14 protein-coding genes and 1 other RNA gene are annotated in these 13,244 nt (G+C 47.3%); 9 read left to right on the plus strand and 6 right to left on the minus strand.

Going from position 1 to position 13,244, the window contains the following annotated elements:
• Window positions 1-8: 8 nt before the first annotated feature.
• The 3 genes from ssrS to ACPEPR_RS12045 form a co-directional block, all read right to left on the minus strand.
• Window positions 9-190, minus strand: a non-coding RNA gene (gene ssrS, locus ACPEPR_RS12035) — 6S RNA.
• A gap of 97 nt (window positions 191-287) precedes the next feature.
• Entirely contained in the window at window positions 288-575 is a 288-nt protein-coding gene (locus ACPEPR_RS12040) for a cell division protein ZapA (RefSeq protein ID WP_104487367.1), read from the minus strand.
• A gap of 2 nt (window positions 576-577) precedes the next feature.
• On the minus strand, window positions 578-1,129 hold the full coding sequence (locus ACPEPR_RS12045) for a hypothetical protein (RefSeq protein WP_005179239.1): 552 nt from the start codon (window positions 1,127-1,129) through the stop codon (window positions 578-580).
• A 64-nt stretch (window positions 1,130-1,193) separates the two neighbouring features.
• Between ACPEPR_RS12045 and ACPEPR_RS12050 the strand changes: the two genes are divergently transcribed.
• The 5 genes from ACPEPR_RS12050 (at window position 1,194) to ACPEPR_RS12070 (ending at window position 6,870) form a co-directional block, all read left to right on the plus strand.
• Complete coding sequence (locus ACPEPR_RS12050) at window positions 1,194-1,823, plus strand: UPF0149 family protein (protein ID WP_160241134.1); 630 nt, start codon at window positions 1,194-1,196, stop codon at window positions 1,821-1,823.
• 47 nt (window positions 1,824-1,870) lie between these two features.
• Entirely contained in the window at window positions 1,871-3,199 is a 1,329-nt protein-coding gene (pepP, locus tag ACPEPR_RS12055) for a Xaa-Pro aminopeptidase (protein ID WP_168399678.1), read from the plus strand.
• Between the two features lie 799 nt (window positions 3,200-3,998).
• Window positions 3,999-5,207 (plus strand): 2-octaprenyl-6-methoxyphenyl hydroxylase, encoded by a 1,209-nt coding sequence (gene ubiH, locus ACPEPR_RS12060; protein ID WP_171432156.1) that lies wholly within the window; start codon window positions 3,999-4,001, stop codon window positions 5,205-5,207.
• A complete protein-coding gene (locus ACPEPR_RS12065; RefSeq protein ID WP_180083529.1) occupies window positions 5,204-6,445 on the plus strand; it encodes an FAD-dependent monooxygenase in 1,242 nt (413 codons plus the stop codon). Before ubiH ends, ACPEPR_RS12065 begins: the two co-directional genes overlap by 4 nt.
• A gap of 176 nt (window positions 6,446-6,621) precedes the next feature.
• The gene (locus tag ACPEPR_RS12070) at window positions 6,622-6,870 is read left to right on the plus strand and encodes a hypothetical protein (RefSeq protein WP_005179228.1); all 249 of its coding nucleotides are present in this window, start codon (window positions 6,622-6,624) and stop codon (window positions 6,868-6,870) included.
• Window positions 6,871-6,923: 53 nt separating this feature from the next.
• Here the strand turns inward: ACPEPR_RS12070 and rsmI are convergent, their stop codons facing one another.
• Window positions 6,924-7,769 (minus strand): 16S rRNA (cytidine(1402)-2'-O)-methyltransferase, encoded by an 846-nt coding sequence (gene rsmI / locus ACPEPR_RS12075; protein WP_168384607.1) that lies wholly within the window; start codon window positions 7,767-7,769, stop codon window positions 6,924-6,926.
• 11 nt (window positions 7,770-7,780) lie between these two features.
• Here rsmI and ACPEPR_RS12080 point away from each other — a divergent pair, with 11 nt between their 5' ends.
• The 4 genes from ACPEPR_RS12080 to ACPEPR_RS12095 all read left to right on the plus strand — a co-directional run bounded on the left by ACPEPR_RS12080 (window position 7,781) and on the right by ACPEPR_RS12095 (window position 10,791).
• Window positions 7,781-8,749, plus strand: a complete 969-nt coding sequence (locus tag ACPEPR_RS12080) for a penicillin-binding protein activator (protein WP_160242956.1) — start codon at window positions 7,781-7,783, stop codon at window positions 8,747-8,749.
• Complete coding sequence (locus ACPEPR_RS12085; RefSeq protein WP_075167708.1) at window positions 8,750-9,172, plus strand: YraN family protein; 423 nt, start codon at window positions 8,750-8,752, stop codon at window positions 9,170-9,172.
• A 61-nt stretch (window positions 9,173-9,233) separates the two neighbouring features.
• A complete protein-coding gene (locus ACPEPR_RS12090) occupies window positions 9,234-9,917 on the plus strand; it encodes a BON domain-containing protein (RefSeq protein ID WP_016659235.1) in 684 nt (227 codons plus the stop codon).
• Window positions 9,907-10,791 (plus strand): alpha/beta hydrolase, encoded by an 885-nt coding sequence (locus ACPEPR_RS12095; RefSeq protein ID WP_104470026.1) that lies wholly within the window; start codon window positions 9,907-9,909, stop codon window positions 10,789-10,791. The genes ACPEPR_RS12090 and ACPEPR_RS12095 overlap by 11 nt, the downstream gene beginning before the upstream one ends.
• Before the next feature lie 11 nt (window positions 10,792-10,802).
• On the opposite strand, the gene nudC is transcribed toward ACPEPR_RS12095, so the two are convergent.
• Together nudC and ACPEPR_RS12105 are read right to left on the minus strand one after the other, a co-directional pair.
• A complete protein-coding gene (gene nudC / locus ACPEPR_RS12100) occupies window positions 10,803-11,570 on the minus strand; it encodes an NAD(+) diphosphatase (RefSeq protein WP_075167710.1) in 768 nt (255 codons plus the stop codon).
• Entirely contained in the window at window positions 11,570-13,213 is a 1,644-nt protein-coding gene (locus ACPEPR_RS12105) for a hypothetical protein (protein WP_005179216.1), read from the minus strand. Before ACPEPR_RS12105 ends, nudC begins: the two co-directional genes overlap by 1 nt.
• Between the last annotated feature and the right edge of the window lie 31 nt (window positions 13,214-13,244).

Below are 13,244 nucleotides of genomic sequence, written 5' to 3' on the forward strand. Positions count from 1 at the left end.
TCACTTAAAAGCACTCCGAAGATGCCGCTGCATGTCGTTACCCTGAACCCGATGAGTTCAAGGTGGACGCGACGTATACTTGCTGGGCTTCCCACTCAGGGTGGGCATGCACTCTAAATATACAGAACGCAATCCATAAGTTTAAGTATCGGCAGGGGAATAGACCTGCTGGCGAACACCTCAGAGTTAGACTCAGTATAAAGGATTCAGCTTTAGACGCAAACCTATCGGCCTACAGAACTGTAAATTTAAGTGTCATTTGCACAGGCTTTATGCAAGTCAAAGCCTTATTCGGTCAGTGTTTCGACTTCTTCCAGAATTGTGGCCAGCAAGCGTTCACAATGGACATATTCCTGCAGGGACTTGTTCATCGACAGCACTTCCTGCATCAGCTCTAAGGCCACCATAATAATCAGCTTGCTTGGTTCCATGCGTGGTGCTTTACGACGGAATTCATCATATTTTTCATTCAGTAATTCTGCTGCACGTTCCAGATCCGCCCGTTTTTCAAGAGTCGTGGCCAGCTTGAAACTGTGTCCTAAAACACGTAAATCTACAGGAATTTGTTCACTCATGCTTAAGCTTCCTCGCTGACATCAGTTGGATGGGCCAATTGCTGAATTTCCTGGGCATTCTGGTCTTGTGCAGTTCCTAAAATGGCCAGACGCTGAATAATTGCCTCGACTTTGGCTTTGGCATGCTCATTCTTCTGCAATAAACGCTCACGTTCTTGCTGCAAAGATTGCACATTCTGCAAAGTCTGACGCTGTTCATTCTGCAGTTTTTCTTTAATGACGCGTAGCTCGTTACGTTCGGCCAGCAATTCCTGAAAGCGGTTTTTAAGATCGGTGCAGCTTTTTTCCAGACGGCTATAACGGTCCGCCAATGCGGTCGCATCCTGATTTAACTGCTGAAATTGGGCCTGACTGGTGCTGAGCTGTTCACTTAAAGACTCAATTTCTTCTTGTTTTTGGGTAATCACCCCATTTCTTTGCACAATTTGTGCATGATGCTGCTCTTCAGCCTGTTGCTTGGCTTCAGCTAAAGATTGAGTTTCACTCTCATAATGCGCAAGTCGTGTTTTTAAAACACCAATATGCGCCTGTAGACGCTGTAATTCTTCTAACATATCGTGGTCGCACAGTCTTGCAAACAAAGGTAATATATACGAAGTATAGAGATTGGATAAGCGAATGCAAGACGATATTTCAGGTTGGTCCGAATGGTACCGCAATTTTTTCACGATTGAAGAAATTTCAAGTCCAAGTGAGTTACATGGTTTACTGACCGGTATAGTTTGTGTGACAAATGCACCAACTGAAACCGAGTGGCAACAGATTCTGGCGACCCTGAATGTGCCCGAACTTAGCCCGGAAGCGCTGGATATTTTAACCGGTGAAGCGGAAGATGTAGCGCATGCTTTATCTGAAGATGAACTGGATTATCTGCCCCTGTTACCGGATGATGAACACGTATTACAGGAGCGGGTACAGGCGCTGGCCGACTGGTGTGCCGGCGTAGTTCTGGGCTTTGGCCTGGCGTCCGGACATATCCGCAGTGATGAGCTGGAGCTGATTGAACATCTGCAAGATGTGGCAGCAGTCGAGTTTGAAGACTCGGACAATGATGAAGAAGGCGAAGAAAGCTATCAGGAATTATATGAATTTGTCCGCCTGATTCCGGTCAGCCTGTCGGTTGGCCGCAAGAAAATAGCGGTTGATGAAAGTTCTTTGTTACAAAACGTACATGCCAAGTCACGTCAGGTGGCTGCGCCAGAAAGCGGCAGTATTGTTGAAATGTTTACCCCACATCGTCCGAGCTGATTCGGGCGATACCATCCTCCCTTTATTTAGGCTGCGAAGAAAAATTAATGAAGAAACTGACCCAGGTAGAATTTAAAGAACGTCGTGACCGTCTGGCTGAACTGATGGGACCACACAGTATTGCCATTATTGCCACCAGTCCGGTGGCCATGCGTAACCGGGATGCTGACTATAAATATCGAACGGACAGCAGTTTCTTCTACTTGACCGGCTTTGCAGAACCTGAAGCGGTCGCGGTCATTGAAACCTATGAATCTATAGATGAAGGCTATACCTATAGCCTGTTTTGCCGCGAACGTAACCGGGAGATGGAAATCTGGAATGGCTATCGTGCTGGTATTGATGGTGCCATTGAACAGTATGAGGCCGATGAAGCCTATGCCATTGACCTGCTCGATGAAGAAATTCTGGAAAAACTGCTGGATAAAGACCAGCTCTTTTACCGTATTGGACAGAATGCCGAATTTGATGCGCGGGTGGCCAAATGGATTGCAGCTGCCAATGGCGAAAGCCGCCGTGGCACCTCGGCACCAGCGCAGGTGGTGCAGCTCGACCGTCTGGTCGATGAAATGCGTTTGCACAAAGACACCAAAGAGCTGGAACTGATGCAAATTGCGGCAGATATTTCTGCCGAAGCGCATACCCGGGCCATGCAAACGGTACGCCCCGGCATGATGGAATATGCGCTGGAAGCCGAACTGAATTATGTGTTTGGCCGAAATGGCTGTGTTCCATCTTATAACAGTATTGTTGGCGGCGGTGAAAATGCCTGCATTCTGCACTATGTAGAGAACGACAAAGAACTGAAAGATGGCGATTTGGTGCTAATTGATGCCGCCTGTGAATATCAGTTCTATGCTTCGGATATTACCCGAACCTTTCCGGTGAATGGTAAATTCAGCCCAGAGCAAAAAGCGCTATATAACCTTGTACTAGATGCTCAGCTTGCAGCAATTAATGCCGTACAGATTGGCAACTCCTATAAAGAACCACACCATGTGGCGGTACGTATTCTGGTACAGGGCCTGCTTGATTTAGGCATTATGCAGGGTGATCTGGACGAGATTATTGCGTCAGAAAGCTATCGTCAGTTCTATATGCATGGCACAGGCCACTGGCTGGGCATGGATGTGCATGATGTCGGAACTTATAAGGTTGATGGCGAATGGCGTGCTTATGAAGCCGGTATGGTGGTTACGGTTGAGCCGGGTCTATACATTGCCCCGGATGATGAAACGGTAGATCCAAAATGGCGTGGCATTGGCATCCGGATTGAAGATGATATTGTCGCGACCAAAAATGGACCACTGAACTTAACTGCGAAAGTAGTGAAAACTGTAGACGAGATTGAAGCGTTGATGGCTGCGACCAAATAAAAGCCGTACAGCTCAAAAGCCGGTCAGAAGATCGGCTTTTTTGATTTTGAATTAGCGTTAATGGATTAAATAGAGATAGACATTCAGACTAATTAACGAAAATATGCCAAACCCATTTAAAAATATTGCCAACGCTATGAGGAAATACATAGCCTAAAACAAAACAGCAAATGACTGTAAAAATTACAATATGGGCTGAGCTTATTGTAAGGCTGAGATAGAGGGATGAAAAAATTGCTAACCCTAGCCCCAAAAAAAATCCCGGCGACAGCGTAGTAAAATGCTGTAATAAAACGTTCAGTATGATCCATTTATTATCCTAACATTCTAATTATTTTAAGAAATTATAGTATAGCTTTTAGATTGAATAATAGAAGACTTAACTTGCGGCCGGAAAGTCATGAAACATCCATTGTATGCCCCACAACAGAACCAAGATTAAAACGACTAAAAAGATAAGTTCTAATTTCTTCATGTTTTAAATTTTCTACAATGAATAGCATACAGCTGATACGAATTCTTTAATTTATTTTATCTACGTTAGGGCTGTCGCTTGCTCAGCTTAAGTCTAGCGCTCCAGGCTTTGTATAGATGTTATATTGCATACCATTCCAGTGTCATCTTATGGAATAACATCTTTTAAACGGGATTTATGGTCAGAACACGCAAGCGTTGAAGCTCGGAAATTCCAGCCATCCACACGAATCATTATAAAAATCCAATCCCTTGATGTAATATAAAATCAATCATGATTAAGATGTATCTAAACTTTTGAGATACCACAAATAAGGATTCAAGCATGCAACAAGAAGTCATCATCGTGGGCGGCGGTATGGTGGGGCTGAGTTTGGCGCTCATGTTGGCCAAATCCAATATTGCGGTCAAACTGCTCGAAGCAATTCAATACCCGAATTATGATGATGCCAATCTTGCCCCGTATCACTCCAGTTTTGATGCACGAAACAGTGCGCTGTCGCGTCGTAGCGTACAGATTTATCAGGAACTGGGCCTATGGGATGCCTTGCAGGAACATGCTGTCCCGATTCTGGAAGTGCACATTACCGAGCAGGGCAGTTTTGGGAAAGCGCGTCTGCAAGCCGAACAGGAAAAAGTCGAAAGTTTTGGACAGGTGATTGAAAATGCCTGGTTAGGCCGGGTGTTGCTGACTCAGGTGCGCGCAGAGCCTTTAATTGAACTGATTGATGGGGTAAAAGTCACTTCCCTGACCCAAGATACAGATCTGGCTTATCTGGAAGCGCAGCGTGGAAGTGAAGTCTTAAAACTGCAATCCAAACTGGTGATTGCTGCCGATGGTCGCGACTCATTCTGCCGTAAAGCCCTAGGCATTGGGGTCGATGAACATGATTATGATCAGGTCGCCATTGTGACCACCGTACAAACTTCTAAACCACACAATCATGTCGGTTTTGAGCGTTTCAGTCCTTTAGGTCCGCTGGCGTTATTGCCTTTGCCGGGTGAATATCGTCGTTCGGTGGTCTGGCCGGTGAAAAAAGGCACGGAACATGAATGGCTGGGGGAAGACAATGACCAACATTTCCTCGATGCCTTACAGCAGACTTATGGTGATCGGGCTGGAAAATTCCAGAAAACCGGGCGCCGTTTTAGCTTCCCGCTCTCGCAAGTGCTGGCAGAAAAACAGGCTGTGGGCCGAGTAGTACTGATGGGCAATGCGGCACATACTATTCACCCGGTGGCTGGACAGGGCTTTAACCTGTGTATGCGCGATGCTTATGTGTTGGTGCGTTATTTAAAAGAACAGCTGGCTCAGCAGGCCGATTTGGGCGATGCCGCCATGCTGCAAGATTATGAAAAATCCCGTCTGACCGATCAGCAGCGCGTAATCAAATTCTGTGACAGCGTGGTGCGTGGCTTTAGTAACCAGAATCCGGTGCTGAAACTGCTCAGAAATACCGGTCTGATTGCCTTTGATACCATTCCGGGAATTAAACCACTTGTTGCCAACTATGCCATGGGACTAAAAGCATGAACCAGACAGCACACGTATTAGATGCCGTTATTGTGGGTGGTGGTTTGGTCGGTGGCTTAACTGCATTATTACTGGCCCAAGGTGGGGTGCAAGCCACGGTGCTGGATGCCGCCCCAATTCTGGATGCAGAAAAAACCTTAAGTATGGCCAATCCGCGCGTACTGGCTTTAAGTCAGGCCACCATCCATCTGCTAAAAACCGTCGGTGTTTGGGACAAACTGGCGCGTCAGCAGCCTTATACTGGCATGCAGGTCTGGAATAAAAATGGCTATGGCGAAATCAATTTTGGTCAGCCGGCAGAAAAAACACCCGGAGTGGACCAGGCGCTGGGTTCGATGGTGGAGCCGAGTATTTTAAATCTGGCCATTCAGCAAACCATGCTGACGCAGATTCAGGATTATCGCACGCAGGTCAAAGTCACCCGGATTGAGCAGGGGATTGGTGTCTGGCATATTTTCCTGGCCGATGGCACAAAACTGACGACCACACTGTTAATTGGCGCAGATGGGGCCAATTCCTTTGTCCGCGAACAGGCCTTTATTGATCTGGATGTGCTGGATTATCAGCAGGCAGGCATCAGTTGTGCCATCCGAACTGCCCAGCCGCATCAGCATGTGGCGCGCCAGATTTTTCTGGAAACCGGTCCGCTGGCATACCTGCCGATGAGCAGCCTCAAGCCTGAACAGGATGGCCATTGGCAATCTATTGTCTGGACGCTACCAGAGGATTATGCAGAAGAATATGCTGCATTATCCGATCAGGAATTTACCCAGCTGTTGACCCGTGAAAGCCATCATATGTTGGGTGAAGTACTGGAAGCTACACCACGTGCCCGTTTCCCTTTAAAAGCCCGTGCTGCGCAGCACTATGTCGAGCCGGGACTTGCACTCATTGGCGATGCGGCGCATGTGATTCATCCACTGGCCGGGCAGGGCGTCAATATTGGCTGTCTGGATGCCGCAGTCTTGTGTGATGTTCTGCTGCATGACCGGGCACGTGGGGTCTGGGCGCATGAGCAGACCTTGAAGCGTTATGAGCATCGTCGTAAAGGTCAAAATGATGCAATGATGCACAGCATGTCTGCAATAGGCTGGCTGGAAACCACCCAGTTATTCCCGCTGGTCTGGGGACGTAATTTTGGCTTGAAGCAGGTTGAACAGCTGCCGGTGTTAAAGGATGCTTTTATGGCGCAGGCCAATGGTTTGCATCTGCTGAAAGACACGCGGTATGCGGTCTAGCTAGAAATAGTTATTTTTTAAACATTCATTAATACATGATTACGAATTTGGTTAAAAAAGACACGATTTTTTTGTCTTTACCTCTAGGCGAAAGGCGCAGAGATTGATAAATTTCTTCCTAATTGCATGACAACGTTCACCAGGACTCAATTGAGGTCATTTGCGGGGAGATTAAAATGACGGATATGAACGATTATGATGATGTAGAAGATACCACCGTCGATGACGATGAGGCAAAAGCGGCTGAAAAAGGTGCACTGGACAGCGAAGATGCCGTAAACGATGGTGATGTGGCGGAAGCAGAAACCTTAACCGTAACCGCTAAACAGAAGCAACGCCAAGCGTTAGAAGATGAAATTGCGGCCTTCTTGGCACGTGGGGGAAAAATTACTGAAGTCCCACCAGATGAGGCTGCACGCCAATAAGAAAAAAGCATCACTCCGGTGATGCTTTTTTTATTGCGAATCAACAGCCAGAATCAGTCATCGCGGTTTTGGCTCAGTTCCAGCGCACGCTGATAGGCCACTTTTTTCTTGATTCCGGTTAAATCGGCGGCCAGTTGTGACGCTGCTTTCACCGATAAATCCTGCAATAGTCGGGTCAGCAGCTGATCCAGCTTTTCCTGCTCCAGATCTTTTTCCGCGGTTGCACCACCAACCACCAGTACAATTTCACCTTTTTGCTGATGATGATCAGCTTCAATAAAACTGACCAGCTCACCCAGCGTCATCTTCTTGATGGTTTCAAAGGTTTTGGTTATTTCACGGGCAAAACCGACCGGGCGCTCGGCCCCGAAAATATTGGCCATATCTTTAACGCTGTCCAGAATCCGGTGTGGCGCTTCATAAAAAATCAGGGTCGCAGTCTGGTCTTTAAGTTTTTCCAGACTCAAGATACGCTGTGACTGTTTTGACGGTAAAAAGCCTTCAAAGCTAAAGCGGTCACTCGGTAAACCAACCGCACTCAGCGCTGCAATTGCGGCACAGGCTCCCGGAACCGGAATCACCCGGATATTGTGTTCTTGGGCGGCGCGGACCAGTTTAAAACCGGGGTCGCTAATTAGCGGAGTACCGGCATCACTAATCAGGGCCATATTTTCGCCGTTCAGCAGGCGCTGAACCAATATATCAATTTTGTTACTTTCATTATGTTCATGGCACGCCGTTAACGGAGTTGATATATTATAGTGCTTTAATAATTGAGCAGAGGTCCGTGTATCCTCTGCCGCAATAATATTTACAGACTTTAGAACATCAATCGCCCGATAGGTCATGTCGTCTAAGTGCCCAATTGGGGTGGCTACAACAAATAACTGAGCACTCATTAGGTTTCTCCATGTTTAGGCAAATTATTAATAACAATAAAAGACAGCTTCAAAAAGTAATTATCACCACGGCGCTGTTGGGCGCAGGACTTTCAGTTGCCCAGGCCGAGATTCTGGTCATTCTACCTGAATCGGGTCCTATGGCGCGAGCCGGTTTCAGTATTCAGCAGGGTTTTATGCACGCTTATCAGGCATCGGGTGAGAAAATGCCGGTTAAATTGATTAATTCCGAGCAGCGCAAAATTGGTCCCTTGCTGCGTCAGCATGTCAATGCCAAGACCCGGGTGGTGATTGGACCTTTGGCACGTGCCGATGTCGAACAGTTAGTTGCACTGCGGCCCAAAGTGCGTACACTGGCCTTAAACGAGGTGATCCAGCAGCATCCACGGGTGCTACAGTTTAGCCTGTCAAAAAAAGATGATGCACAGACCTTAAAACAGCTGTTCCAGAAAGATCAGATCAATCATTTGTATATTCTGCGTGAACCCGGCACCGAAGCTGAACACGAACTGTTATTAATGTCTCTGGTGTCGCAGCTGGATTATCCGGTGGAGGTGGTAGACAGTCCGCCGAGGTGGCTGAAACGTCAGCAGGGGGTGTTATTGCTGGGTTCGAATGGCTGGATCAATCGCCAGAACAGGTTGCCCAAAAAGCGCTTATACAGTCTGGCCAATGCCGTCGAGTCACAGCAGCAGTTACCGCAAGGCCTGCAGTTTTGTGATGCGCCGGCTTTATATCAGTCCCAATGGGCAGATGTACAGGCCGGGATTCAGGCGGCCAAGGCGGAACACTTTTCTTTTCAGCGGCTGGTGGCCTTTGGTGGAGATGCCTGGCAGATCGCCAATTATTATCTGAAACAGCCACAATTAAACCGCATCGAGTTTGAAGGGCGAACCGGTTTAATCCGGATTCAGGACAACCAGATTCAGCGTATTCCGAAATGTTATGTGCAGCAGAAACAGCTGGTGCAGATCCTGTAAATGGCCAGTCAGCGCGCGCGTCTAGGCCAGTGGGCCGAACAGCAGGCTGCAATGTTATTAGAGCAGCAGGGTTATCAGATTCTGGCGGCCAATTACCATTGCCGTTATGGTGAAATCGACCTGATTGCCCGGCAGGATCAGCAGCTGGTGTTTGTGGAGGTAAAGGCGCGATCTTTTAGCGATTATGGCCGGGCGGTGGAGGTGGTTTCCATCTCCAAGCAGCAAAAGCTGATAAAAACTGCGCTGACCTATTTGAGCAATTCTGCACAATTACAGGATTTTTATTGTCGATTTGATGTGATTTGTTTTGATTTTACTGAACAAATTGCAAAAACAGTACAGCAAGATTTTTCCAATTTCACGTATGATCTGCAATGGATTGAAAATGCTTTTACTTTTGATTCAGAGTTCATTAATCTTTGAAGAGAATTGAAGCAAAGATGCTTGAAAACAGAAATGAATAAGTAATGAGGAGTCTTGCTGAGTGTTAAATCGTATCGCAATCACAGTGCTGTGTGTGGCAAGTTTATCCGGCTGTGCAAGTTTTATTTCCAGTGGTACGGGTTCTGCACCTGTAGGAACGGAAAGTGGCGCACGCTCACTTGGCCAGGTCTTTATTGATAACTCCATTGAACGTACAGCAAAAATTAATTTATATAAGCTGGATGCCCGTTTTAAACAGTCACGCGTTAATATTGAAAGTTTCCACGGCAATGTATTGCTGACCGGTCAGGTGCCAGATGCACATCTGAAGCAGTTGGCGGAAGACAATGTACGCGCCATGAGCGATGTCAAAACCGTACACAACTATATTACCGTGGGCAACCAGATTGGTTATAGCACCATCATGCAGGACACCACCGTGACCGCCAATACCCGTGGCCTGATTATGAAAGCGCCGGTGGTTTCTGACAGTAAAGTGCGAATTCACACCGAAGATGGCGTGCTGTATGTGATGGGCCGTTTGAATAATGCGGAAATCGCCGATTTAAATCAGGTGTTACAGCAGGTTGGTAATGTCACCAAAATTGTGACCTTAATTGACAATATTGAAGCCTCACAGGCCACATCTTCTGGTTTTGCCAGCCCGATGATGAATGTACAGCCGGATGTACAAACCCCGGTCGCCATTGATCCGGACCAGATCGAGCCAACGAATGCGCTCTAAGTTGTTCCAGTTTAAAACGCAGCTGCAATATCGTCTGGTTCAGGCCAAAAGTGTATATCAGGAATTCCGCCTGTATGATTTTGGCAGTTATGCCCTGAACCGTTTGACTCCACGACAGGGCTATACGGTAGAGAACGATCTGGCTTATGGAGCGAATGAACGCCATCAGCTGGATTTGTACCGGACTGCCCAGCCACGTCCCCAGCAGCCGTTAATTGTTTTTGTCCATGGTGGTGCCTGGTCACGGGGTGATAAAAAAGATTATCGCTTTGTTGGCGAAGCTTTTGCCCAACAAGGTTTTGATGTTGCCGTCATTAATTATCAACTGGCGCCGCAGAATATTTTTCCGGTCTATATTGATGACCTGACTTTGGCACTAAACTATCTGCATGATCAGCAGGCAGAGTTAAGGATTAACACTGATCAGATTATCCTAATGGGGCACTCGGCCGGTGCGTTTAATATCATGTCGGTGCTGTATCATCCGCAGCCTTATGCGCTGAACTGCCGAGACAATATTCGGGCTGCGATTGGCTTGGCTGGTCCCTATCATTTTGACTATAAAGATGATCCGCTTTGTGCCGATGCATTTGATCAGACCATTCCTTATCATGATGTGATGCCGTATTACTTTGTGGAAAGTAATCACATTCGTCACTATTTGCTGGTGGCTGAGAATGACCAGATTGTGCATTTGAGTAATGCGGTTGATTTTGATCATGTGCTAAACAAGCATGGCAATCATAGTCAGCTGATCACCATTTCACGCACCGGGCATGTCAGTATTATGGGCTCGGTATCGAGTCTGTTTAGCCGTTATTTCAAGACCAAGCACACGATTATGCAGGCGCTGGAAGAAACGCTAAATTCCTGAGTTGTGTCTCTTTAGAGCCAGGCTTTGCTGTCGTCGGCGACGGCAGAGCCTTCGGTCACGTGTTTGATCATGGCATGGGCGATACTGCCTTTGAATGGAATATTCGGCAGCTGATCAAATTTAAAGAATTGTGCGTCGCTGATTTCTTCTTCCTGTAACTGCAGTTCACCACCGGCATATTCGGCTTTAAAGGCAATCATCAGGTTGCTTGGAAAAGGCCAGGGCTGACTGGCCAGATACTGAATATTCTTTAGCTGGATACCGACTTCTTCCGCAGTTTCACGGCGTACCGCTTCTTCCAAGGTTTCTCCCACCTCAACAAAACCGGCAATCAGGCCATACATATTGGTGGTGTTTCGCGCATTTTTGGCCAGCAGAATTTCATCTTCACCGCGGGTAATGACGGTAATGACACAGGGTTGTACACGTGGATATTGGCGATACTGGCAGACCGGGCAAACCATGGCATATTCGGTGGCATGCGCTTCGGTTGGATGGCCGCAGTGGCTGCAAAAACGGTGATTACGACGCCATTCTAGCAACTGGATTGCACGGCTGGCCTGTTCAAATTCGGCACTGTTCCAGAACTGTAACAGCTGGCGAATTGGCAATAATTGATAGCCTTCAGGAATGGGCTCATCGGGGAGTAAGTCGCGGGCAATCACCTGATTGCCCGTAGACAGGTCACTTGCTAATTTTTCAACTCGGGGCAGTTGAAACTGTTCATCGACCAGCAGTTGCTGTTGGTGAAAAATATAGGCAAGTGAGAGTTCAGACATTAGGCTACAGCTTTCAGTTTTTCGCTACTTGCCAATGCTACATCAAACATCGACTGTAAAACAGGCTGTTTGTTTTTTAAATTGTCAATCAGCATGTCGGCACCGGCCAAGGTGTCTAACACGGCATTCAGCTCGTCACTACTGAGCGTTTCACCGGCTTCGCATTTACGATAGATAAAGTCAGCGGCAGTCAGCAGCGCCTGCTGGCCTTTTTCTTCATTCAGGAACAGCAGGGCACCGGCCACTTCACGCAGCTGGGTACAGGTGTTTTCCAATAAACGCACATCCTGATCCTGAACGTGCTGCACCAGAATCTGCTGAGCCAGATCAATTAAGGTTTTGGTTTCGCTCAGCAATACTTCATGCGCTTCATCTAAACGGTCCAGCGAAATGTGCATGTTGTTAACGCGCAGCTGTAAACGGCTAGAAGTATGATGACGCTCCAGCACCCCAATCGAGTTCATCGCTGATAAAATGGTGTTCATCAGCTGCTGGGCAAAGCTTTCTTCTTTGAGCACTTCGGCCTGACTCAAGGCGTCGGCCTGAACCAGCAGATCACGGTGGGCTTCATTCAGGTTCAGTACTTTAAAGATGTTGGCCAGATCTTTGAGCTTGGCTTGCAACTCCTGGGTTTTTTCAGGGGTCATGTTCTGGTAGTTGTATTCGATGTCATTGCGAATCTGCGCCATTTCGCTGGTCGCCAGAGCACTGATGGTCTGCATGGTTTCAAAATCCGGACCATACAGATGACGGCTGAAGACCTGTAACTGGGTGTCAGTCAGCAGGTCTTCACCAATATTCAGCTGTTCGCGGATGTGCTGGGCCACCTGATCTTCCTGGCTAATGCACAGGCTCAGGATGTTGGCCAGATCACTTAACTGGGCCTGGAAGCTGTCTGGTGCGGCAAAGTATTGACGCATATTCAGTTCAATACTGATTAAGGTGCGTAAACGTGGTTCATTCAGCAGCAGGTTATCAATCTGGTTTAACGCCACATAGACCAGATTCCAGTATTGTTGGCTTGGATGCTGGGCGGATAGACCGGCTAAATAGGTGCCGACCAGTTTCATGGCTTGCAGATCCAGCTCGGATTCTTCCTGCTTCAGCAGTTTGTACAGTGACAGTTTATACAGCTGATGCACATAGCCTGATTTTTCCAGACCGGGTGCTTGTGGCAATTTGAATTCCGGGTGAATACAGTCCAGCAGAGATTCAATATGCTGGCCTTCCTGGGTGAGTGGTTTACCCAAGGCACGTTCCAGACGGTTTAAGGTATCGAGCAGGAACTGTGGAATTTTAACTTCGCGCAGACAAATAAATTCGATGTAGCGCTTGAGCATGGTGGTGCCTTCACTTAAGGCAATCACGTCTTCAGTTTTAATTTGCGCCGGATTCCCCATAATCTTGCGCATTAATTCTGCTGAATATTGGGCAATTTTTGCCAGGCTCGACATATCAATCAGGGCTAGTACCTGGGCACATTGCTCAAACTGGTTAAGGGCATCATCAATCCCGAAAGGTAAAGTCTGATCTTCTGCCAAGGTGCTGACTGCGGATTCCACCAATTTGATTGAATTATCAACCTCATTTTTTATTATCAGTAACGCAGTCGGATCAAAATGAATAGAGGTTTGGTAAGACATGTATCTGCACCTTTCCTAGTGTTTTATCTGT

The organism is Acinetobacter sp. AND/436, assembly GCF_049546925.1.
Classification (GTDB): Bacteria; Pseudomonadota; Gammaproteobacteria; order Pseudomonadales; family Moraxellaceae; genus Acinetobacter; species Acinetobacter indicus.

Bases quoted from the DNA above. Each gene is read 5' to 3' on its own strand.
- ubiH (WP_171432156.1), top strand. From the start codon at position 3,999: ATGCAACAAGAAGTCATCATCGTGGGCGGCGGTATGGTGGGGCTGAGT.
- rsmI (WP_168384607.1), bottom strand. From the start codon at position 7,769: ATGAGTGCTCAGTTATTTGTTGTAGCCACCCCAATTGGGCACTTAGAC.
- ACPEPR_RS12065 (WP_180083529.1), top strand. From the start codon at position 5,204: ATGAACCAGACAGCACACGTATTAGATGCCGTTATTGTGGGTGGTGGT.
- ACPEPR_RS12040 (WP_104487367.1), bottom strand. From the start codon at position 575: ATGAGTGAACAAATTCCTGTAGATTTACGTGTTTTAGGACACAGTTTC.
- ACPEPR_RS12070 (WP_005179228.1), top strand. From the start codon at position 6,622: ATGACGGATATGAACGATTATGATGATGTAGAAGATACCACCGTCGAT.
- ACPEPR_RS12050 (WP_160241134.1), top strand. From the start codon at position 1,194: ATGCAAGACGATATTTCAGGTTGGTCCGAATGGTACCGCAATTTTTTC.
- pepP (WP_168399678.1), top strand. From the start codon at position 1,871: ATGAAGAAACTGACCCAGGTAGAATTTAAAGAACGTCGTGACCGTCTG.
- ACPEPR_RS12080 (WP_160242956.1), top strand. From the start codon at position 7,781: ATGTTTAGGCAAATTATTAATAACAATAAAAGACAGCTTCAAAAAGTA.
- ACPEPR_RS12105 (WP_005179216.1), bottom strand. From the start codon at position 13,213: ATGTCTTACCAAACCTCTATTCATTTTGATCCGACTGCGTTACTGATA.
- ACPEPR_RS12045 (WP_005179239.1), bottom strand. From the start codon at position 1,129: ATGTTAGAAGAATTACAGCGTCTACAGGCGCATATTGGTGTTTTAAAA.
- ACPEPR_RS12085 (WP_075167708.1), top strand. From the start codon at position 8,750: ATGGCCAGTCAGCGCGCGCGTCTAGGCCAGTGGGCCGAACAGCAGGCT.
- ACPEPR_RS12095 (WP_104470026.1), top strand. From the start codon at position 9,907: ATGCGCTCTAAGTTGTTCCAGTTTAAAACGCAGCTGCAATATCGTCTG.
- nudC (WP_075167710.1), bottom strand. From the start codon at position 11,570: ATGTCTGAACTCTCACTTGCCTATATTTTTCACCAACAGCAACTGCTG.